This is a genomic window from Cytobacillus sp. OWB-43, from assembly GCF_034651445.1.
Taxonomy (GTDB): domain Bacteria; phylum Bacillota; class Bacilli; order Bacillales; family Cytobacillaceae; genus Cytobacillus; species Cytobacillus kochii.
This window is the reverse complement of the sequence record NZ_JAYEFF010000001.1, coordinates 1,317,018-1,337,501: the sequence shown is the minus strand read 5'-3', so window position 1 is coordinate 1,337,501 and position 20,484 is coordinate 1,317,018. Positions and strand designations below refer to the sequence as shown.

General features: G+C 34.7%; 23 protein-coding genes and 1 pseudogene. 17 read left to right on the top strand and 7 right to left on the bottom strand.

What is annotated here, in order from left to right; all coding sequences use genetic code 11:
* Positions 1 to 4: 4 nt before the first annotated feature.
* The 4 genes from U9M49_RS06480 (at position 5) to U9M49_RS06465 (ending at position 3,292) form a co-directional block, all read left to right on the top strand.
* Positions 5 to 904, top strand: coding sequence for an LCP family protein (locus U9M49_RS06480; protein WP_322909517.1), 900 nt, complete (start codon positions 5 to 7; stop codon positions 902 to 904).
* A 56-nt stretch (positions 905 to 960) separates the two neighbouring features.
* Positions 961 to 1,323, top strand: a complete 363-nt coding sequence (locus tag U9M49_RS06475; protein WP_307313291.1) for a hypothetical protein — start codon at positions 961 to 963, stop codon at positions 1,321 to 1,323.
* A gap of 22 nt (positions 1,324 to 1,345) precedes the next feature.
* Positions 1,346 to 2,266: a CobW family GTP-binding protein gene (locus tag U9M49_RS06470; RefSeq protein ID WP_307313294.1), complete on the top strand. Its 921-nt coding sequence runs from the start codon at positions 1,346 to 1,348 to the stop codon at positions 2,264 to 2,266.
* Between the two features lie 207 nt (positions 2,267 to 2,473).
* Positions 2,474 to 3,292 carry a hypothetical protein gene (locus U9M49_RS06465; protein WP_322909516.1) on the top strand — a complete coding sequence of 273 codons (819 nt, stop codon included), beginning with the start codon at positions 2,474 to 2,476 and terminating at the stop codon, positions 3,290 to 3,292.
* A 91-nt stretch (positions 3,293 to 3,383) separates the two neighbouring features.
* On the opposite strand, the gene U9M49_RS06460 is transcribed toward U9M49_RS06465, so the two are convergent.
* Positions 3,384 to 3,626 carry a DNA alkylation repair protein gene (locus U9M49_RS06460; protein WP_095372909.1) on the bottom strand — a complete coding sequence of 81 codons (243 nt, stop codon included), beginning with the start codon at positions 3,624 to 3,626 and terminating at the stop codon, positions 3,384 to 3,386.
* Positions 3,627 to 3,726: 100 nt separating this feature from the next.
* Between U9M49_RS06460 and U9M49_RS06455 the strand changes: the two genes are divergently transcribed.
* The 7 genes from U9M49_RS06455 to U9M49_RS06425 all read left to right on the top strand — a co-directional run bounded on the left by U9M49_RS06455 (position 3,727) and on the right by U9M49_RS06425 (position 10,336).
* A complete protein-coding gene (locus U9M49_RS06455; RefSeq protein ID WP_322909515.1) occupies positions 3,727 to 3,990 on the top strand; it encodes a hypothetical protein in 264 nt (87 codons plus the stop codon).
* Positions 3,991 to 4,065: 75 nt separating this feature from the next.
* The gene (locus U9M49_RS06450) at positions 4,066 to 5,040 is read left to right on the top strand and encodes a WD40 repeat domain-containing protein (RefSeq protein WP_322909514.1); all 975 of its coding nucleotides are present in this window, start codon (positions 4,066 to 4,068) and stop codon (positions 5,038 to 5,040) included.
* Entirely contained in the window at positions 5,037 to 5,717 is a 681-nt protein-coding gene (locus U9M49_RS06445; RefSeq protein WP_322909513.1) for a response regulator transcription factor, read from the top strand. The genes U9M49_RS06450 and U9M49_RS06445 overlap by 4 nt, the downstream gene beginning before the upstream one ends.
* Positions 5,714 to 7,117, top strand: coding sequence for a HAMP domain-containing sensor histidine kinase (locus U9M49_RS06440; RefSeq protein WP_322909512.1), 1,404 nt, complete (start codon positions 5,714 to 5,716; stop codon positions 7,115 to 7,117). Before U9M49_RS06445 ends, U9M49_RS06440 begins: the two co-directional genes overlap by 4 nt.
* Positions 7,118 to 7,596: 479 nt before the next feature.
* Positions 7,597 to 8,472: a CAP domain-containing protein gene (locus U9M49_RS06435; RefSeq protein ID WP_322909511.1), complete on the top strand. Its 876-nt coding sequence runs from the start codon at positions 7,597 to 7,599 to the stop codon at positions 8,470 to 8,472.
* A gap of 344 nt (positions 8,473 to 8,816) precedes the next feature.
* Positions 8,817 to 9,461 (top strand): GntR family transcriptional regulator, encoded by a 645-nt coding sequence (locus tag U9M49_RS06430; protein ID WP_251161828.1) that lies wholly within the window; start codon positions 8,817 to 8,819, stop codon positions 9,459 to 9,461.
* A 104-nt stretch (positions 9,462 to 9,565) separates the two neighbouring features.
* On the top strand, positions 9,566 to 10,336 hold the full coding sequence (locus U9M49_RS06425; RefSeq protein ID WP_224937579.1) for an SDR family NAD(P)-dependent oxidoreductase: 771 nt from the start codon (positions 9,566 to 9,568) through the stop codon (positions 10,334 to 10,336).
* 249 nt (positions 10,337 to 10,585) lie between these two features.
* Here U9M49_RS06425 and U9M49_RS06420 read toward each other — a convergent pair whose 3' ends face one another.
* On the bottom strand, positions 10,586 to 12,040 hold the full coding sequence (locus U9M49_RS06420) for a flavin monoamine oxidase family protein (RefSeq protein WP_322909510.1): 1,455 nt from the start codon (positions 12,038 to 12,040) through the stop codon (positions 10,586 to 10,588).
* A 16-nt stretch (positions 12,041 to 12,056) separates the two neighbouring features.
* Positions 12,057 to 12,521 (bottom strand): Hsp20/alpha crystallin family protein, encoded by a 465-nt coding sequence (locus U9M49_RS06415; RefSeq protein ID WP_307313313.1) that lies wholly within the window; start codon positions 12,519 to 12,521, stop codon positions 12,057 to 12,059.
* Between the two features lie 189 nt (positions 12,522 to 12,710).
* On the opposite strand from U9M49_RS06415, the gene U9M49_RS06410 reads away from it, so the two are divergent.
* Positions 12,711 to 13,484, top strand: a complete 774-nt coding sequence (locus U9M49_RS06410) for an SDR family oxidoreductase (protein WP_322909509.1) — start codon at positions 12,711 to 12,713, stop codon at positions 13,482 to 13,484.
* Between the two features lie 56 nt (positions 13,485 to 13,540).
* Positions 13,541 to 13,696 (top strand): DUF2639 domain-containing protein, encoded by a 156-nt coding sequence (locus U9M49_RS06405; RefSeq protein ID WP_095372920.1) that lies wholly within the window; start codon positions 13,541 to 13,543, stop codon positions 13,694 to 13,696.
* A gap of 20 nt (positions 13,697 to 13,716) precedes the next feature.
* On the opposite strand, the gene U9M49_RS06400 is transcribed toward U9M49_RS06405, so the two are convergent.
* The 3 genes from U9M49_RS06400 to U9M49_RS06390 all read right to left on the bottom strand — a co-directional run bounded on the left by U9M49_RS06400 (position 13,717) and on the right by U9M49_RS06390 (position 16,779).
* Positions 13,717 to 14,277 carry a GNAT family N-acetyltransferase gene (locus U9M49_RS06400; protein ID WP_095372921.1) on the bottom strand — a complete coding sequence of 187 codons (561 nt, stop codon included), beginning with the start codon at positions 14,275 to 14,277 and terminating at the stop codon, positions 13,717 to 13,719.
* A gap of 492 nt (positions 14,278 to 14,769) precedes the next feature.
* Positions 14,770 to 15,897, bottom strand: a complete 1,128-nt coding sequence (locus U9M49_RS06395) for an amidohydrolase (RefSeq protein WP_095372922.1) — start codon at positions 15,895 to 15,897, stop codon at positions 14,770 to 14,772.
* Positions 15,898 to 15,999: 102 nt separating this feature from the next.
* Positions 16,000 to 16,779 (bottom strand): undecaprenyl-diphosphate phosphatase, encoded by a 780-nt coding sequence (locus U9M49_RS06390; protein WP_322909508.1) that lies wholly within the window; start codon positions 16,777 to 16,779, stop codon positions 16,000 to 16,002.
* 213 nt (positions 16,780 to 16,992) lie between these two features.
* Here U9M49_RS06390 and U9M49_RS06385 point away from each other — a divergent pair, with 213 nt between their 5' ends.
* From U9M49_RS06385 to U9M49_RS22675, 3 genes and pseudogenes are all read left to right on the top strand, one after another.
* Positions 16,993 to 17,316 carry a DUF4870 domain-containing protein gene (locus tag U9M49_RS06385; protein WP_095372924.1) on the top strand — a complete coding sequence of 108 codons (324 nt, stop codon included), beginning with the start codon at positions 16,993 to 16,995 and terminating at the stop codon, positions 17,314 to 17,316.
* Positions 17,317 to 17,610: 294 nt separating this feature from the next.
* Positions 17,611 to 17,784, top strand: coding sequence for a YkoP family protein (locus U9M49_RS22680; RefSeq protein WP_416337092.1), 174 nt, complete (start codon positions 17,611 to 17,613; stop codon positions 17,782 to 17,784).
* A gap of 71 nt (positions 17,785 to 17,855) precedes the next feature.
* Positions 17,856 to 18,026, top strand: a pseudogene (locus U9M49_RS22675) (hypothetical protein); the annotation flags it as partial.
* 165 nt (positions 18,027 to 18,191) lie between these two features.
* Here the strand turns inward: U9M49_RS22675 and U9M49_RS06380 are convergent.
* Positions 18,192 to 18,857 carry a DUF421 domain-containing protein gene (locus tag U9M49_RS06380; protein WP_322909507.1) on the bottom strand — a complete coding sequence of 222 codons (666 nt, stop codon included), beginning with the start codon at positions 18,855 to 18,857 and terminating at the stop codon, positions 18,192 to 18,194.
* Between the two features lie 683 nt (positions 18,858 to 19,540).
* On the opposite strand from U9M49_RS06380, the gene U9M49_RS06375 reads away from it, so the two are divergent.
* Positions 19,541 to 20,383: a patatin-like phospholipase family protein gene (locus U9M49_RS06375; protein WP_224937588.1), complete on the top strand. Its 843-nt coding sequence runs from the start codon at positions 19,541 to 19,543 to the stop codon at positions 20,381 to 20,383.
* Positions 20,384 to 20,484 lie beyond the last annotated feature (101 nt).

The window sequence follows — 20,484 nt, the reverse complement described above, 5'->3', positions numbered from 1 at the left end:
AACCGTGAGAAAATATGTCATCATTTTGTTAGCTTTACTATTAGCAGCATGTTCATCTGGCATATCTGAGAAAGATAACCGTCAAAAGGAGAAGGGAACAACATGGAACAATTCAGAACCAAAAACATTTTTACTTGTTGGTGTTGATTCTAGAGGAGAAACAGATTCAAGATCTGATACAATTATGTTAGCTCGGTATGAACCAAAAGAAGAAAGAGTTAAACTAGTCTCTATTATGCGTGATAGCTATGTAGAAATTCCGAATTATGAAAAAGGATACCATAAATTGAATCATGCCTATTTTTTAGGAGGAACGGAATTACTTTCACAAACAATCGAAGAAAATTTTCAAATAAATATTGATCATTCAGTTGTCATTGACTTTAAAGGATTTGCAAATATCCTAAATACTGTTGCTCCAAATGGACTGGAAGTTGATGTTCCTGCAGCAATGATTGAAGATATGAATATGAACATTGAGCCAGGTAAAAACTTTTTGAATGGTGAGCAACTATTAGATTACGTTCGATTTCGTCATGATGATGAATACGATTATGGAAGAGTAAAGCGACAACAGGAAGTGCTTGCTTTATTAAAGGAAGAACTAAAAAACCATATGACATCTATTGAAGGAATCGCCAAATCACCTGAAATGATGAAAATGATTATGGCAAATGTTGATACAGATTTACATATTGATCAGATGTTTGCGATGGCGACCTCTGTATTATTGAATCCAATAACAGATATAGAGACAATGCGGATTCCGGTAGACGATTCATTTGTTGACAAAAATTCTCCACATGCTGGCGCTGTGTTAGATATGGATTATGAAGAAAATATCTCCGCTCTCAGGCAGTTTTTCAAAGAGAAGAATGTCACGGAGGTCAATGGGCGACCGTAATATTTGTGCCATTCTCTTCTATCCTTTACAATGGTTCAATGAAAGAGGTGGTTTCCATGAGGCAGATTGTTCAAATGAATGATAATATGAAGAAGGAGGTCGTTCAGGTCGAACAAACTTGTGAAATGTTAATCGCTGAAATGCTAAGACATTACAAACAACATGAACACTTGGTGATTGAATTCATTCGCTGTAAAAAAGGAAAAGAAGCACAACATGATCAATGTTTAGAAAGCGACTACCAATCTTTTATTGAAGTAGGATTAGAAGAAGAGGATGAATATTTCCCACATGGTTATATTCCCGTATGGAAATGTAAGCAAGAAGAGTTCCAAAAAATAGGTTATATCACCGACGATACGTATGAAATAATAAAAAACAAACTCAGTAATATGATTGAAGAGACAATTGCAGAATAGACTTTAAGGGGAAAAAATAAACATGAGTACAGAGATCTATATATTAGCTGGATTTTTAGGGAGTGGAAAGACAACACTGTTAAAGCAGTTGCTACAGGATGAAAAAGAGAACGGTAGAAAAGTGGCTGTTTTAATGAATGAATTAGGAAAAGTATCAATTGATTCAGATGCAATAGATGAGGACATTCCATTAAAAGAATTATTGGATGGCTGCATTTGTTGTACCATTCAAGACAAATTAGAAGGACAGTTACAAGGTTTATTAACGCTTGAAAAACCAGATGTCATCTATATCGAAGCGACAGGAGCAGCACATCCAGTGGAAGTCTTAGATGCTGTGCTTTCACCACTTTTTGCTAACTCAATTGTCCCTAAAGGTATTATTTCAATCCTTGATAGTGCAAGATGGCTACACAGAAAACAATTGACACCGCAAGTGCTACAGCTTTTAGTTGAACAAATTAGACATGCAGATTGCCTACTTGTTAATAAAATTGACTTGTTATCTGAAGATGAACAAGCAAATGTCATCCAAGAAGTTCAAAGTATTAATTCGACAGCTTTTACATTGTTAACAAAAAATGCAAAAGTACCAATTAAACGAATAAGAGAATTGTCCTTACTGCCGAAAGAAAAACAATCTAGCAGCAGGATTGGCACAGATTTACATTTGAGCACCTTTGTTTATCAATTTAAAGGAGCTGTAGATCGCTCTGCTTTTGAGGATTTTTTGAGGGAATTACCTGACACGCTCTATCGAATGAAGGGATATATTAAGTTCTCATCTTTAGCCTATCCACAGCTTTTCCAATTTTCATACGGGATGCCTGTATATTTTCAAGAAGATATGAATATTCCTTTAAACATGGTATTCATCGGAGAAAATATTGATTGGGATAAAATCGAAAGCGGACTACAATCTCTAGAAAAACCAAAAGAATAAATTGATTAAAAATAAACTGAGTAGGATTTTGTTCTTACTCAGTTTTTTTGTGGAATACAGTCCAAGCCTTTAGCTGTTAACAAGTTCTAGAAGCTACTCTGTTATTGTTTTTCATATGGACAAATCCATCCAAAAGTTACTATACATATAAATGCTCATCTTTAGGCAAACTTTACGATGAAACCTAATAAAGAAGAGTGATAAAAGATGAAAAAGTTGAGCATTGTCTCCCTGTTTTTAATGCTTTATTTAGTGTCCCCTATAAAGATGTATAGTATGGTGGATGATGAAATTGGATTACCTATCCAGATGTTGCCTTGGAAAGAAGCGAAAGAACATTTACCGAAGTTTAAGAAGTTTACCGTGCTAGATGTCGATACTGGTAAGCGATTTGATGTCCAACGAAGAGCTGGTAGTGAGCATGCAGATGTTCAACCATTAACGAAAGAAGATACAAAGACAATGAAGGAAATTTATAATGGAAAATGGAGTTGGAAGCGAAGAGCAATTATCGTCATTAGTGATGGAGAATGGATTGCTGCTTCCATGCACGGGATGCCACACGGGGCAGGTGCTTTATCGAATAATTTTCCAGGTCATTTTTGTATTCATTTTTTTGGTAGTACGACACATCGTACCAATTCAATGGATTTATCTCATAAATTGATGATTCTCAAAGCTGCAGGTAAACTTGATGAGTATATGGCAATATCTGATCCGGAAAAAGTATCAGCTGCCTTTATAGCAGGCTTGAAACAACAAGATGCTTATCTCCTGTCTCTTGTCGCATTAAACAAGATAGATGACAAAGCGATTCGTTCGATTGAAAATGTAAAGTTAACTTCAATTGGTCACTTAGAGAAAGGAAATACTGCATTAGTAGTTAATCTTCCCATTCAAGTGGATTGGTATATAAAGAATAAAGGCAAGAAGAGCTATCGGGGTTCCATTCGTTTAGTAAGATTCTCTCCACTTGATCCATGGCAGGTCGATGCTAAGAATTTTTTGTTGAAAAATCGCATTTGACTTTAAATGAGATAGGGAAATAACAAGATAAAAAAAGCGTTCTTAATCGTATCGATTTTGAACGCTTTCTTCATTACTACACCCTTATTTTTTATTGGTTTTCTCCAAACTTAATAAAAGTTTTTTCATCTTCTATTAGGCCACATGCACCGCATTGAATTCTTACTGTTGGACCATTATATTTTAAATGGAAAGCAGTTAAATTTTCTGCTGCGTATTCTTCCAGTACAGAGCCTGATTGTGGATCAAGCTTAACTGAACGCGGATGTTGTTCAATAATATTAAAGCGTGAACGATTAGTTTTACATGATGGACAGCAATATGGTGTAGTCATAGACTAGCCCCTTCCTATTAATGAATTACTTTTATTTTTAACGTTCAATTGAAATTTATGTATGAATCAAGTAGATTCAATATGAGAGGAGTGAATTAAAATGAATAGTAAGGATCTTTTACAAAGCTACCGTTCATTATGGAAAAATAGAGCACTGGCAACAGATGAAGAAAATCCGGATATTGTGTTAATGATAGCAATAGAAAAAGAATTAAGAGATGAAAATGCTCACCCACGAGTAAGAAAAGATAAACAAAAAAAGTTAATTGCTGCGATTAAAAGAATTATTGACTCCTCACTTTCTTCTGATATGAAAGTCGCACTCATTGATATACATTTTGAAATTTTCGATACACTCGATTGAAGGTTTTCACACTTTTAACACAACCATCCGGTATCCTTGAGTTATAAAAACATTAAAACTGGGGAGAAACTTTATATGCGTTATTACAAGGCGTTCATATTTTTCTTACTGATTTCTTCTTTCTTAACTGGTTGTAGACAAGAAGAATTCACTAATATACCAGCTGAGCGGGATATTGCGATAACAGTAAATATTAAGGAGATGAGCCTATCATTTATAGACATACAGGCGCAAAAAAACATTGGTTCATGGAAGGTCAATAAAGCATACACAGGAGGAAGTGTACTATCAGATGGCGACACTCTGTTACTGTATGGTGAAAAGTTAAACACCATTGATCTTTATTCATTATCTAAAGGGGAACTGATTCATCAGTGGACAATTGGTGAGGGTGTTGTAGATGTTGAGGAACTAAGACCTGATACAATAGTTGCTTTAGATGAAAGAAAAAATAGCGTCCGTTTTTTTAATAGTAATGGAGAAGAAACGAGTCATATTGATATCTTTGATCGACCACTCGAGATGAAACATGATGAAGCTCGGGATGAACTCATCATTATAGGGTTTGATGAAAATCTTCTTACAAGTATTGATTTGGAAAGAATGGAAATAAAAGAAAACTATGAAATACATACACATGCAACAGGTTTGTTCCCATTAGATAACGAAATATGGGTTGGTGGACATGGTGAAGGATTAGATATTGAAAAATATGTACATGTTTATGATAGAGAGACCGGAAAAGCATTAAGAAAAATTAGTGTTCCTTCGATGCCAGTCGATTTTACCAAAGCTGATGAGTCGATATTTGTTGTGAGCCATGGAACCAATTTGCTGTATAAGTTAAATGAGGCTGGTGAAGTAATAGGTGAAATGAGCGTAACAGCCAACCCTTTCACAATTGAAACCTTTAGCGATATAGTATTAGTCGCAGGGTATGATAGCTCTGAGTTACAATTTATCGATTCAGAAACAATAAAACTGAAAGGATCAGTAGATGTAGGCGAAGGTCCGTTTCAAATTTTGCTTAGGGAGAACGAGGATTCATGAGAAAAGTAAATATATTAATTATTGATGATGAACCAGATATGAGAACATTGATTGAGATGTATTTGGAGAATTCGGGATTTAAATGCTTTACAGCAGAGAGTGGTGAAGAGGGCTACATGATATTGAAGGAAGCTGAAATTGATTTAGTCATTTTAGATATTATGATGCCAAATGAAGATGGATATGAAGTTTGTCAAAGAATACGTACTAATTCAGATATTCCAATCATTTTTCTTTCGGCAAAAGGAGAAGAATGGGATAAAGTGAAGGGGCTACAATTAGGCGGGGACGATTATATTGTTAAACCACTTAGTCCAGGAGAGCTTGTTGCTAGAATACATGCAGTCCTTCGGAGATCTGGAAAAGTGAAACAAGAATCAGAGCAAATAAAAATAGGAAAGTTATCAATAGATAAAAAAGCGCGGAGAGTCCTTGTCGAAGAGGAAAAAATATCTTTAACATTAAAAGAGTTTGAAATGCTTTCTTATTTAATTCAACATGTTAACCAGGCTCTTTCAAGGGAGCAGCTCCTTGAACATGTGTGGGGAATTGAATATGATGGTAGCCTACGAACGGTTGATACCCATATTAAAACATTAAGGATGAAATTAGGTATAGCAGATTACATTCAAACCGTATGGGGGGTAGGTTATAAACTAGAGGTACCAGACAAATGAAGTACCTTACCGACACATTAGCCAAAAAGTTATGGTTAACGGTGACGATAGCGATACTTATCACAATTGTTTATTCCTACATATTATCTTATCTGTTTTATGAGAAATTATATGTCGAAAATGTAGAAGATACATTATTAGAAGAAGGATTAGCCTTAGCGTCTGATTACAAAGGTGGAGAAATAAGTACAGACTTAAAGGAAAAAGTAGCTTGGTACAATGATAAATCAGAAACCGATATCATCATGGTAGATAATGCTAGGGAATTGAGCGCATGCTTTCCATTTGAAATGAAATATGATTCGCTCATTAACGGAGAAGAACGAGAGCAATTATTAAAAGGAAATCCAATTTACAAAACGGGTTTTGAAGAAAGGTTTGATACTCGTATTATGGGTGTCATTATCCCGTTATTAGATGATAATCGTCTCGCTGGTATTATATATGTTTATTTACCGTTAGAGAAAATTTCTGATATTACACAGGATTTCGCTTATCTTTGGATGCTTGCCGCGTTCATCTTTCTTCTATTCGCCATTATGACAGGTACTTTCCTCATTAAAAGAATGACTAGCCCGTTAATGGAAATGAAGTTAGCAGCTGAACAAGTGTCTAGAGGGAATTACAATGTGCAACTATCGACAAATCAACAAGATGAAATTGGTGAACTGGCTAGTGCTTTTAATTCAATGGCCACATCTATTCAAAAAGAAGATGATAGAAAGAGAGAATTTCTTGCTAATGTGTCTCATGAATTAAGAACACCGATTAGTTATGTCAAAGGATATAGTGATGCACTAAAGTCAGGTCTTGTAACAAATGAAGAAGATCACGAAAAATACCTTGCACTCATTTATCGGGAAGCAACTCGGATGGAGAGACTTGTCGGTGATTTATTAGATTTGTCAAAACTTGAAACTGATGACTATCGTTTGGTGAAGGCGCCAATACCCCTAGCCCAGCTTTTGGAAGATGTCGTGCAAAAGTATAGTCCGCGAATTAAAAGAAAAGGCTTATCTATAGAAGTAGATCTTGATCCTGATATCATTATTATTGCAGATGAAGGAAGAATCGAACAAATTATGCAAAATATTTTTGATAACGCGATTAGATATACTGATGAGGGCACATTACTACTTGATCTTTTCCAAACAGAAGATGGCTGTTGTATTCAATTGGAAGACTCTGGGATTGGGATACCTGAAGAAGACTTAGATAAAATCCGGCAAAGATTTTACCGAGTGAATAAAGCAAGGACAAGAGCTGATGGAGGTACAGGGCTTGGGTTAGCTATTGTGGAGAAACTCGTACATTTACATGAAGGGCGCTTGCTTATTCAAAGTGAATACAATATTGGGACAACGATACAAATTATACTTCCGATGGTAAATGATCATTAATTTTTAAAGGCTACTCTTTCTATAAGAAGAAGAGTGGCCTTTTATATAGAAGGATAGGGATGTATTTCCCTTCCTCTTCAATAGGCAAATGAAAATAGGTTTATATGCTACAAACCGCCTTATATCAAGGTTTTAAGGCTTTGATATCATTTCATTATAGTTGCATAATAATTATCACGAATGTTACCTTCATGTAATAAACGTAAAAGAGAAAAAGGCTTTTTTAAGTTGTCAAGTATAGTATTCTAGTATATAAATGGAAACACGATAGTGTCATTACCAATTAATGATAAAAAAACCTATTCTCTAAAAATCAAACAAACCTACTAATCATAACGTTTTTTCTTTCTATTTTTAGATAGAACCATACAAGAATAATTCATTGCTATTTCCTCCCAAAAATATTACAAAAAAACCTATGATATGATTATGTCACAGCAAGAAACAACAAAAAACATCCATTAGGGAGGAAATAGATTATGAGTAAGAAAGTTATTTTTTCAGTAGCGGCAGCAGCTGCATTACTAGTATCAGCACCAGGTTTAAACAAGGCAGAAGCGGCAGAGCCAGCTCAAGTAAAAGTAGATACAAAGGCTTTTGTCTATCAAACTTCTAATATGTTAAACCAAGATTATATTAATAAAGTGATGCAAGATTGCATCGGTAAATATAATGTAAATTGGAATCAAGAGGATATTCAAAATATCTTAAGTCAAGCGAAAGAAAAAGCACAAGCAGCATTAGAACAAGGTAAAGCGCATGCAGCACAACCAGAGCAAGCGGAACAGCCAGCTGAAGAAGCAGCACAACCGGAAAAACAACCTGCTAAAGAAGCAGCACAACCGGAAAAACAACCAGCTGAAGAAGTAGCACAACCAGAAAAACAACCAGCTGAAGAAGCAGCACAACCAGAAAAACAACCAGAGCAAGAAGTAACTGAAGAAGAACAAGCACCATCAGAAGAAGCTTCATCTGAAGTTAGTGCATATGAACAACAAGTACTTGATTTAACAAATAAAGAGCGTGCAAATGCTGGTCTTCCTGCATTAAAACTTGATGTGGAGCTTAGTAAGGTAGCGCGTGAAAAATCTCGTGATATGCAAGCAAAAGGGTATTTCGATCATAACAGCCCAACATATGGTTCTCCATTTGATATGATGAAACAATTTGGTATTTCTTATACTTCAGCAGGTGAAAACATTGCCCAAGGTCAACAAACACCAGAAGAAGTAGTACAAGCTTGGATGAATAGCCAAGGTCACCGTGAAAACATTCTTAACTCTAGCTATACTCACCTTGGAGTAGGTTATGTTGAGAACGGTAATTACTGGACTCAAATGTTCATCGGTAAATAATCATCGGATAAATATGCTTAAATTATCCTTCAAGATGAGCAACACCTGTATCATATGATGCAGACGTTGCTCATCTTTTTCTTATTCCTCTATAAAACAAATGCATATTCAGACTTTATGATTTGACTTATTGTAGCAAAGTGAGGTTTATTTATGAATATCTACCAATATAGTTTGAGTTTATGTGCATGAATTTGATGGATACCAAATTAATTTTTACAACCATCTGATTACAACTATATACCGGACGGCTTATTCATCCAATTCTGATTAAATTTCCAAATCGTTCTAATTAAATGATATAATGTATAAATAAAGAGTAATTAAACATCGGAGTGAATGGTTTGAAGGATTTTTTATTTAATAATGAACAGCGATTTGGTGAATCGCTTCCTGAACAAATTGCCAAATACATATTAACGAAAATCATGGAAGGTTCTTATATTCCTGGAGATAAAATTATTGAAGAGAAAATAGCAGAGGAGCTAAAAACAAGCAGAGCTCCAGTGAGAGAAGCATTATATTTACTTCAAGTAGACAATATTGTCGAGCGTATTCATCGAAAAGGGACAGTTGTAAAATCCTTTACGACAGAAGATATTAAAGAATATACACATGTCATGGTTGGACTCATTCAAATGGCACTAGATATGACTTCGAATCGATGGCATGATGAAACGAAAGATACGTTAAAATTAAAACTCAATGCTGTGGAAGAAGCGTTCCTTGCAGGTGATCTCATTGGTTATCAAATGAAATCCACGGGTTTAACAACATTCTTTTTTGAAGTGGCGAATAATAAAGCACTATCTAAATTTTATTATGAATCTGTTTATATATTAACGGTGTTTGCCCAAGTGAAATGGACAATGAATACGATGAATCGTTTTCATCCGAAAATGAAATTAATTACCAAAAATCTAATGGAAAATAAGATTACTGAAGCGAAGGATGTAGTTCCAGCTCTTTTATTAGAAACGTTAGAATAAGGATGCCACTTTTTGGGCATCCTATTATAGCAAACAAAATTGTCGACAATATACAATTTTAGTAGTATGATTATTTTGTATGAAACAAAAGGGAGGAATATCAGATGAATTTTGCCAACAAAGTAGTACTAATTACAGGTGCCGCAGGTGGTATTGGAATAGCAGCAGCTAAAGCTTTTGCTAAAGAAGGTGCTAAGCTCGCACTAGTAGATTTATCTAAAGAAGCATTAGAAAAGGCTGCTGCTTCTATTGATGCTGAGGAGATTTTACTGTTATCAGCTGATGTAACAAAAGAAGAAGATGTAAAGAAATATGTTGAAGATACGCAACAAGCATTTGGTCGTATCGATACATTTATAAATAACGCTGGAATCAATGGCGATTTTGCCATCTTAGATGAGCAAACAAAGAAAAATTTTGATGCAGTATTTGGTGTAAATGTTTACGGTGCGTTTTTAGGATTAAAATATGTTTTACCTGTGATGAAAGCTCAAAAAGGTGGGGCAATCGTTAATACGGCTTCAAACGGTGGTTTATTAGGTGCACCAGGTATGGGACTTTATGTTGCATCTAAACATGCGGTAATCGGGTTAAACAAAACGGCTGCATTAGAAGCGGCAGATTATGGTGTCAGAGTAAATGCGGTTGCACCATCTGGTGTAGATACACAAATGATGAGATCCATTGAAGCAAACGCCATGCCTGAACAAACAGAGAATGCACGTACACAATTTGAAAGCTCTGTACCAATGAAAAGATATGCAACAGCTGAGGAAATTGCCGATCTAATGGTATTTTTATCATCAGAAAAAGCTTCATTTATTTCAGGTTCATATTATCGTATCGATGGTGGACAAGGTGCTACATCGGTTTAATTTGTAAATAAACTTACGCGAAAGCATATCATCACGAGTGGTGTTACAGTGATTGGCTATGTAGATGTCAAGGCATGCAGTGAAAAATGTGCAAACGTTGTCATTGCTGATATGAGCGTAAAGATGGGTAAAGCTTACTTACGGTTCAATCTGTAACAGTTGACGGTGGATATACTGTTACTTAAATAACATATACGGTGAAAAGGTCTTTGTATTATTTATGGCTTTTTCACCGTTTTTTTATTATGACTATTCCCTCATGTGAATTTCTGCCGCTGCACGAATACCTGACTCGATTGCTCCTTCAATCCAACCAGGGAATAAGGATGTATGCTCCCCAGCAAAATGAAGTTTGCCTGAGGGTTTACTTACCTCCTCACCGAAATGTTTTTGTTGACCTGGTGCATATAACGTGAAACAACCTGCAGAAAATGAATTTCTGCTCCAATTAAATGTAAAGGTTCTAAGGTATTCTTTATAGACAATATTGCCATATACTTCACTTAAGCATTTCAAGACTTCCCTCGTAATAACTGATTGTGACAAACTATTCCATAATAAAGCGTCACTGCCCCAACTATAGCTTGCAAGTAAAACCGCTGGTGCATCATTATTTACTCTACTTGGAATATAGCTAAAACGAATCGGTAAATCAGTTATGACATGACCAAAGTTGTACCTTTCCCAAAAAGGGCTAATAAACTCAATTCCAATTTTCATAGAAGAAATGTTTTGCAATTCTCTAATTGCCTGCCATTTTTTTTGACTAATGCTATTTTTGGGTAGTAAATCTATAAATTGAAGTGTAGTAAACGGTAAGGTAATAAGACAATAATCGCCTGTATACGTTTTAAATGTATGTTGATATGTATCATGTACGTATATATTTACTTTATTACTACTTTGTTTGATTCTTTCTATTTTTTGATTGTAAAATAGGTTCGATGCTAATTCCATTTGAAAGGAATAGGGAAGTTGATCATTCCCACCTCTTATTTCAAAATATTGGATATCAGGTTGAAAGAGTGGGGAGAGAACACTAGATAAAATCGACATAAATGATAATTCTTGAAACCCTTCAATACCTAAGAGAATACTAATTAATCTGATCGCATTTGAAGATAAAGGCGTTGCTAAAGGGTTAAACTTTAAAAAATCGACAATTGAATATTTGTCGTATTCTGAGATCATTTTTTTCTTTTCTTCTTCTGTACTATTATTATAGAGAGTGATAAATGGCTCTACGGCATCTTGTAATAGTGTAAAGGCTGTCTTTCCTTGCTCATTTTTATTTAAATGAAAATCAAGTAAGTTTGGATTTTCTTCGTATTGTTTTCTTGAAATCTTCCTATTATTAATATAAATAATATCGTTTGGATGACTATTAATAAAACGGGATAATGGCAATTGAAACTTTTCTATATATTGTAATACGAGTTTATGTGTATGAGGAATTCTCATCGCACCCATATCAAGATAATTTCCATTTGTAAAAGGGGACCTAAGCGTGTAGATTCTACCCCCTATACGGTTATTCCCTTCTAGAACAGTGACAGTATGACCCGCTTGTTTAAGGAGTGAGGCTGAAACTAATCCAGCCATGCCTGCACCTGCAATTAAGACTTTCTTCTTTCTTTTTTTTATATTTGGTAATCCATTTTTGATGATTGAAAGCATGTCGTTAGGGTATTCAGGTAGTAACATAATATTCCCCTCCTAACTAATGGTCATCGACATGTATTTCAGATAATTGCCGGTCAATCAACTTATAAAGTTGGATTTCTAAAATGGCATCTTGGTAGTCTGCTTTAGCGCCTTTTTTATTTACAAGAGTCGGTAATGTAATAAGTGTTTGGTCACTGTCTTTTGGAATATGTTCGAGAATGAGTTGATTGGTTGTATGATACATTTTTAATTGCTTTAACCATTCTCGTTTTTGGATTTCTATTCGCACAAAAACATATTTATGTGTCTCCAAGACACGAAATCTTAATTTACTTTGTGATGGACTATTTTCTGTTGTATGTTGAGTTTCTTCTTGTTTTTGCTCGTTTGAATATTGAAGGTCATTCGGAAAGACTTTTCCGAGCATCCCTTGTACATACTCATTGACTTCTTTTTGGTTTAATTTTTCGAATTTGGACTTCATTTCTTTATTAAATGGGAATTGATTCCAAGGGAACATACACTTTTCACCCTTCCAAAAAAAGAGATGATCTTTCCGATGATGATAATCGCCTATTCATTAATTTATGCAACATTTCTATTTTCGTTAAAAAAACATCAATTCAAAACACTTGCAACATTACTTTATAGTGATTAGTATTAAAATTAAATAATAATTTTAAAAATTCTAACTAAAAGGGGTTGTTTTGTGAATACAAAGACAGCGTTAATTACTGGTGGGTCAACCGGTATCGGTAGCAGTATTGCTTGGAAAGTAGCAGAGCAAAATGTAAATGTGATTATTAATTATAGACATAGTGAACAAAAAGCAATTGAACTTTGTGAGGCCCTTACTAACAAATATGGGACAAAAAATATTGCCATTAAAGCAGATATTACGAATGAAGATGAATGTAATCATCTCATACAGCAATCATTAGTGAAAACAGATTCAATTGATATCTTGATACATAACGCGGGCCCATATATTCATGAAAAAAAGAAAATGATTGAATACTCTTTAGATGAATGGTCTTATTTAATAAATGGAAATCTACAAGCTTTATTTATATTAGGAAAAGCCATCATTCCACTCATGAGAAAGGGGAAGTGGGGGAGAATCATAACAATAGGTTTTGATCGCGCTGAAACTGCCCCAGGATGGATGTATCGTTCGGCTTTTGCTGCAGCAAAATCAGGTGTAGTCTCATTAACAAAGACGCTTGCCTTAGAAGAAGCAGAAAATGGCATAACAGTAAATATGGTTTGTCCAGGGGATATTATTGGCAAGTGGAAAGAGAGTGATATAGACGATGCCTGTACAGTAAAAGATGATCGAACTCCTGTCGGGCGCCCTGGCACAGGGGAGGATGTGGCGAGGGTGATTGCTTTTCTTATTGAACCTGCATCTAGTTTTATCACGGGTAGTGTCATTCCCATAACTGGAGCAAAAGATGTGTTAGGAAAAAACCTTCATCAATAAGCATGTCTCCGATTCTTATCACATATATTGTTAAAAAGACTGTGGGAGAGATGAGGATGGCTTATCAAGGTTCAAAAGGCTGGTATATTGCAAAACTAAAAGAATTTGGTGTTAATAGACATCCAATAGAGTTGCGGAAATTAGAACTTTACAAGACCTATGAAGTCAGAAAAATTTATCAACAGGTTTTAGCGAATAAAAAACAAGGGTAGCTATTAAGCTCCCTTGTTTTTTAAGCTTCTTTTAGATGAGTTGTATCTTCCACTGTAAGTCCTTCTCTAAGCATATGAAGAGAATAAAGATCTTTAGGAATTTCAAATAAATCATAAATCTGGCCAGTTTCATTTATTTTATCATACAAACTTTTACGTGATTCATTGGCATAAATGGCATAAGGTAGTTTCTGGGCAGCTTTTAATGAACGAATATTTTCTTTTTTTATGCGCATAAAAATAGTTTCAATATTTAAATCATAAAAAAGTTCATTAAAGAAAGCATCTTTGGCTAATTGATTATAACCTTTACCATGATAAGGTTTACCAATCCATGTGCCAAGAAAACCAGCTTGGTTTTCAATGTCATATAAGCTAATTGTGCCAATTGGATTATTCCATTCATCTGTAATGGTACGAGAGATGAGCTTTTCTTGTTCCTCAGCTTCGAGCGTTTGTTTCGTAATAAATAACAGTTCTTCATAAGATTGAGCTTTATGACGCACAAAAGGGAAGACATCGGGGTGCGTCATCAATTCGAATAAAACTTGACAATCATTTAGGTCACGTTTTTTCAGCATTGGTTATCCCTCCACGTGAGAGTAAACCTACTCCATGCCAAAAAGACAGAAAAGGCCCACCCTCGAAATTTTTTGTAATGTAACTAAAAAATTTCGGGGTGGGAATCGAACCCACTAGAACCAGTAAACTGGTGGCGCACCATTTGCCTTCCCAATATCCAAAAACAAAAGATATTATCGACTAAAGATATTATTTTATGAAAGTATAATACTAAAAAAATAGCAAAAAGGGAATAGATTTTTTACCTTATTTTTAAGATTATTTTTCGCCAAATTTCTCCATTTTTTGCATACCGGATTCTAATGGTAAAATTGCAAAAAGGAACCAGTAAATGAGAAGGTGAAAAAGGTACCATACATTGAGGTAAGAGAGGTAGGGACATAGAAAACAGTTTATTGATTGGAGATAAATGGTGAAGAAACCTTATCATCATTTAGACAAAGATAGGAGACGGAAATTCCAATTTGAAGATAAATCGCCTCCTTATCATTTTATTTATCCACCGCATTTGTATATGCCCAATTGCCTGAGACCATTGTCCATTTTGGTTTTGCTAGAAAATGAAAAGGATGATGGCTCCAGAGTACAAGATCAGCTTCTTTCCCTTCTTCAATGCTTCCAACGATATGATCGATTTTTAAGTTTTTAGCGGCAGCGATAGTTATTCCCTCCAATGCTTTTTGTTCGGATAAACCTTCTCGAACAGCAATACTTGCGCAAATGTTTAAGTATTGAATAGGTGTATAAGGATGATCGGTAGTAATTGAAACGGAGACACCTGCTTGATCGAGGATTTTATAAGTGTCCCACGTCTTGTTTTTTAACTCTACTTTTGATCGTCTTGTTAATGTTGGTCCAACGCTCACTTGTAGATTCTTTCCTAAATAAGGAGTAATTAAATGACCCTCTGTACAATGTTCAATTCGAATATCTAAATGAAATTCTTTAGCAAATCGTAGTGCAGTTAAAATATCGTCTGCTCTATGGGCATGGATTCGTACAGGTATTTCTTGTGTAAGTGCTTTAATAATAGGGGATGTGCGCAGGTTTACTTCATTTGGATTAGCATGAACATTATAAAAAGCTTCTCTTAACATCCCCATAATGCCCATTCTAGTAATTGAATGTTCATTGCTATGACTATGAACCTTTTTAGGGTTTTCTCCAAGAGCAATTTTTAATCCAGCAGTTTCTTTAACAAGCATTTCTTCAACACTATTGCCGTACGTTTTCAAGATGGATGTGGTGCCACCAATAATATTCGCACTGCCTGGCATTACGTGAACAGTAGTTATCCCAGCTTTAAGTGCATCACGAAAAGCAGGATCAAAAGGGTGGATGCCATCGATTGCCCGAATATGAGGTGTTAATGGCTGTGTTGTCTCATTCGCATCATTACCAGCCCAACCAGTCCCCTCGTCATATAATCCAATATGTGTATGCACATCAATAAAACCAGGTAACAGAAAACCATGAGAACAATCAACGACTTGTGCATGCAAATCTTGAATATCTTTTCCGATCTTTTTCACTATACGATTTTTTATTAATACATCTCCATGGAAAGGCTTTGAAGTAATGGGATAGACAATGGCATTTTTAAAAAGTATCGTCGACATCAGCATCCAGTCCTTTTTCTAATAAAATTCATCCTTAGCAAATACACTGTTAAAGTGACAAAAAAGTGAGTAGAAATCAAGAACCTACTCATGAGAATAAATTTAAAAAATGCCTGCCATTTGCATAAATAGGATTGTTAATCCTAAAATCCAAACATAAACGGCAAATATCTTTAGTGATTTTCTTTTTAGAAAATTAATCATCCAAACAACGGCAATATAACCGAAAATGGCTGATGCAAGTGTGGCAATTAACATACTGCCAAAGCTAATAGCTTCAATATGGCCAGCATATATTTCTCCAAATTGCAGTACAATGCCTCCTGCTATGGTCGGTATAGATAGTAAAAATGAAAAGTATGCAGCTGTTTCTCGATCAAGTTTACGGATGAGCCCTGCAGCGATTGTTAAACCTGATCTTGAAATAGCAGGGAATATCGCAATTGCTTGAAAACTACCAATAAATAATGCATCACTATAGCTAATATCTTTCATTTTTTTCGCACCATTTTTAATACTATCTGAGAACCAAAGAATGATTCCGGTAATAATAAATTCCCAGCCAATGGTGACGCCGGTTTTTGAGACCGTCTCAAATAGATCATTAAATAATAAACCAACAAAGACAGCAGGAATCGTACCAATGACAAGCAGCATAGATAACTTTCCGAATGGATTTTTTATGATTTCTAGTAACTCATTTTTATAAACAACAAGGACAGCTAATAGTGTACCAATATGGAGCATGGTATCTAAAAATAATCCTGCTTCATCAAGACCAAATAAATGTCTTCCAAGATACAAATGCCCAGTGCTTGAAATAGGAAGAAATTCTGTTATCCCTTGAATGATTCCAAGAATAAATGCTTCAATTTTTGACATCATATAAATCACCTATTTGTTTATTTTTTTCCTAGTAGTAAAATAAGGGGAACTCACGATCAACTTGTTTTCTCTCTCGTTTTTTATAAATGTATTCAAGTTGTCCAATAGAAGAACCGAAATTTGAAAATAAAAACTTTGAAACTTTTTATAATAATCTTCGTAAAATAGGTATATAGTACAAGAAGGAATAAGAGAAAGGGGAAAACAACAATGAAAGATTCACAAACAGACAGAATACTTGCTGCGGGCATTTATATTATTAGTTTCTTTACTGTATTTATAGGACCACTTGTTATTTGGCTCATAAAGAAAGATAGCTCAAAGCTTGTAGACTATCATGGAAGACAGTATTTTAACTTCCTCATTACTTACTTTGTTTATGGAATCATTAGTACGATCTTGATGTTAGTGCTTATTGGTTATTTATTAGGAGCCATATTTGGCATTGCATTTATCGTATTTACCATTATTGCAGCCGTTAAGGCGTTTGAAGGGGAAGAGTATCGCATCCCGTTTATCATCCGTATCCTCTAATAAACGAGTAAATATAAAAGGCCAAAAAGAAGACGCGAACCAATCAATGTTCGTGTTTTCTTTTTGGCCTTTCCATTGTAAGCCGAATTATTGGCTTATAGAATAATATATACTAATAAGGAACAAAGTAAATCATTGCTTCATTCATAGAGGAATGCTTATTCGGTGATTCTTTGATTTAAGTAGGTTAGGGTGTCAAAGATAGGGCAGCTGATGTAAAGAGATAATAAACACGTTTAATTTTGAAATATCATTCCATTATGCGTGTTCGTATAACAAGGTACAAAGGAAAAAATAGCTTTATCGGACGGAACAGTAATAAATAAGAATGATGTACTTCTAAAAATCCACCTACATAATGTAGAATTACTAAGGCAGATACAAGAATTTGATAGTGAAACAAGAAAAGCTTCAATGATCTATAAAAAAGTTAAGGAATCACTTCCATTAATAGCTAAATGTATATAATTGCATGATAATGTTAATGAAAAAAAGGGATTAGTCGGCATTACAATGCTTAATAAAGTTGTGGGAAATTAGGGTTTGAAACATTTTCCATCCACTACCGATATTATAAATTATTGAAAAAGCTTTCGTGCTACCAATTTATTTTTTGTCTTCATAATAGTGTATCAAAAAGAGAAAAGCCATCTCCTATATATTTATTCATGTCGAAAGATCGCTTATATAAATATAAAAACATCTTATAAAATAGCTTAGCCTCAACATTTTCTTTTAGTTAACTTCTTCAAAGAAAAAAAGGATTGTCCGCGATTTTTGCTTCTTGCTATGCAAACAAAAAATTCCAGCTATTTAAATTGGAAAACATACTGTCGGTTGCACCTGATCATAGGAAAATAAGATTATGAGGAAGCTCAGGAATTATATAGGAATATACTTAGATCTTCCTTGTCATCTACGGTACCAAGCAGAATATCTTTGATGGTTATATTTGGATAGGTATCTTGAAGTTTTTTAAGAATCCATTCTTCATCCCTGCCTAATTGATGCAACTGTTTACAATCAATCGTTCCCTCTTTTATAACGGTATTTGGAAAATAAAAAGGTTTGACTGGTTTGCTAAATGTGACTGCTGTTAAAGGCAAATGTTCCGTCTTCAGAAAGATGGAAACCTTGCCACCATGCTCCCATAAGGCAAGTGCGACTTTTTGGATTTCTTCAATATTCTTCATTCGCAATTCGGTCTGCAGTTCATCAAGTGAAATTCGGGCACGTTTCATATTACGGTTATTAATCATTCCATTTTCTATTAATGGAATCGGATCGGTGATAAACCACTTTCTAAAATGTCTAAAATGCAAACTTAGGTAGATTCCGATTATATACAAGATTAAAATAACACTCATTGTAATCATCGACCCTTCCAGACCTAACCCTTCATCGGACAGCGGATGGGCAATAATATTTCCAATAATCAGCACGATAACAAAATCGAGAAGTCCTACTTGGGAAAGGGAACGCTGACCCATTAATTTGACAAGTATGACGAAAAACACAAATCCAACAATTGCCCGGAGCATCTATTGGACAATAGTTAAGGATTCCTGCGAAGTAAAAAATTCCATAATCTTACACACCCTTTAAACAGAATTAAAAAAGAAGACTTAGCTTGATCAGCCTGTATTCATAAGATAAGAAAATATATATTTTGGACAAAGTTAACTGGTTTTAGCAGTGCCGTGTCCGGCACGAAAGCTAAAGTAAGACTTCCCAAACCTCATGACTCTATAAGCGGGTATCGACTCGAGCGAAGTTTCCCCTGCATTTCCTTTTATCCCTCATTCTTTGTACTATTATTTTCCAATTAGTAAAATTTATTACTAGAAATTGATTCATACGGTTAGTTATACTTTTATCTGAAACAGTGACAAGAAAAAGGTCGACTTTAATGACGATTCTCTGATACATACTTATTCAATTAACTTTCCCCGTTAGATCAAGAAGAACTGACAAGATTACAATCATTGCGCTACATTATTAAATAACATTATTATTCGTGAACAGCTGACCGTGTTTAATAAAAGTTGTGGGATAGCTTCTTAGCAAACTTTTTTATATGCATTCACTAGGACAGAGCACACAATGCTATTTTCGTTTTTTCAGCATTTTTATCATTCATCGCGTACCTCTCTTTCGTAGAATAGACAACTCAAGCTTGTTATAATAGAACAAGGACTTTAATAAGAAAGGATTCGTTGTGAGAATGAATGTACATCAAACAGCCCTTGTATTAGAAGGTGGAGGAATGAGAGCGGCATACTCTGCTGGTGTAATGGAATTATTTTTAGATAAAGGTATTACTTTTCCATATGTAATTGGTGTTTCTGCAGGAGCCGCGAATGCTGCCTCATATTTATCGAAACAAAAGGGCCGTAACAAGAAGGTAAGTGTGGAGTATGTATCTGATCCTAGATACTTCTCCTTGCGAAATTATCGAAAATCTAAACAGTTATTTGGTATGGACTTTATTTTTGATGAAATTCCAAATAAGCTGGTTCCCTATGATTATGAAGCGTTCTCTCACGGGAAAAGTGAGTTTATAATTGGTACAACCGATTGTCTGAGTGGAGAAGCTGTTTATTATGGGAAGAAAGACTATGGGGAAAACTTGTTGCTTCTTTTAAAAGCGTCAAGTTCATTACCTTTTATTGCACCTGAAATTTCTTTTAATAATCGAATGTTACTTGATGGTGGTATTGCTGATTCCATACCAATAAGAAAAGCACAAGCAGATGGATATGATAAAGCTGTTGTTGTTTTAACACGACCCAAAGGTTACCGAAAAAAACCATCAAGAATGAGTTTTTTATTGCGAAGAAAATATCCACAATATCCAGGGCTCCAAAGAGCAATGATGAATCGTTACAAAATGTATAATGAAACCGTTGAATATTTAGAGGAGCAAGAAAAAAAAGGACAAGTGATGATTATTAGACCTGAGAAGGTTGATGTGGGAAGAATGGAAAGAGATTTAAAAAAATTATCTGCCTTTTATGAGCAAGGCTATAAGGATGCAGAAGATAGTTTAACAAGATTTATATTTTAATTGAAAGTTTGGTGAAAAAAGATCATTCTCTTCTCCCATAGAAGAGGAGAAATGTCTTTCTCTTTTGGTTTTTAGCGGTGAAAATGAATATTACTCATGAT

What these genes read in the sequence shown, in the direction of transcription:
- U9M49_RS06440 (WP_322909512.1), top strand. Translation starts at nt 5,714, where the DNA reads ATGAAGTACCTTACCGACACATTAGCCAAAAAGTTATGGTTAACGGTG.
- U9M49_RS06395 (WP_095372922.1), bottom strand. Translation starts at nt 15,897, where the DNA reads ATGTCGACGATACTTTTTAAAAATGCCATTGTCTATCCCATTACTTCA.
- U9M49_RS06455 (WP_322909515.1), top strand. Translation starts at nt 3,727, where the DNA reads ATGAATAGTAAGGATCTTTTACAAAGCTACCGTTCATTATGGAAAAAT.
- U9M49_RS06420 (WP_322909510.1), bottom strand. Translation starts at nt 12,040, where the DNA reads ATGTTACTACCTGAATACCCTAACGACATGCTTTCAATCATCAAAAAT.
- U9M49_RS06450 (WP_322909514.1), top strand. Translation starts at nt 4,066, where the DNA reads ATGCGTTATTACAAGGCGTTCATATTTTTCTTACTGATTTCTTCTTTC.
- U9M49_RS06425 (WP_224937579.1), top strand. Translation starts at nt 9,566, where the DNA reads ATGAATTTTGCCAACAAAGTAGTACTAATTACAGGTGCCGCAGGTGGT.
- U9M49_RS06475 (WP_307313291.1), top strand. Translation starts at nt 961, where the DNA reads ATGAGGCAGATTGTTCAAATGAATGATAATATGAAGAAGGAGGTCGTT.
- U9M49_RS06380 (WP_322909507.1), bottom strand. Translation starts at nt 18,857, where the DNA reads ATGCTCCGGGCAATTGTTGGATTTGTGTTTTTCGTCATACTTGTCAAA.
- U9M49_RS06460 (WP_095372909.1), bottom strand. Translation starts at nt 3,626, where the DNA reads ATGACTACACCATATTGCTGTCCATCATGTAAAACTAATCGTTCACGC.
- U9M49_RS06435 (WP_322909511.1), top strand. Translation starts at nt 7,597, where the DNA reads ATGAGTAAGAAAGTTATTTTTTCAGTAGCGGCAGCAGCTGCATTACTA.
- U9M49_RS06390 (WP_322909508.1), bottom strand. Translation starts at nt 16,779, where the DNA reads ATGTCAAAAATTGAAGCATTTATTCTTGGAATCATTCAAGGGATAACA.
- U9M49_RS06445 (WP_322909513.1), top strand. Translation starts at nt 5,037, where the DNA reads ATGAGAAAAGTAAATATATTAATTATTGATGATGAACCAGATATGAGA.
- U9M49_RS06470 (WP_307313294.1), top strand. Translation starts at nt 1,346, where the DNA reads ATGAGTACAGAGATCTATATATTAGCTGGATTTTTAGGGAGTGGAAAG.
- U9M49_RS06415 (WP_307313313.1), bottom strand. Translation starts at nt 12,521, where the DNA reads ATGTTCCCTTGGAATCAATTCCCATTTAATAAAGAAATGAAGTCCAAA.
- U9M49_RS06405 (WP_095372920.1), top strand. Translation starts at nt 13,541, where the DNA reads ATGGCTTATCAAGGTTCAAAAGGCTGGTATATTGCAAAACTAAAAGAA.
- U9M49_RS06400 (WP_095372921.1), bottom strand. Translation starts at nt 14,277, where the DNA reads ATGCTGAAAAAACGTGACCTAAATGATTGTCAAGTTTTATTCGAATTG.
- U9M49_RS06385 (WP_095372924.1), top strand. Translation starts at nt 16,993, where the DNA reads ATGAAAGATTCACAAACAGACAGAATACTTGCTGCGGGCATTTATATT.
- U9M49_RS06465 (WP_322909516.1), top strand. Translation starts at nt 2,474, where the DNA reads ATGAAAAAGTTGAGCATTGTCTCCCTGTTTTTAATGCTTTATTTAGTG.
- U9M49_RS06375 (WP_224937588.1), top strand. Translation starts at nt 19,541, where the DNA reads ATGAATGTACATCAAACAGCCCTTGTATTAGAAGGTGGAGGAATGAGA.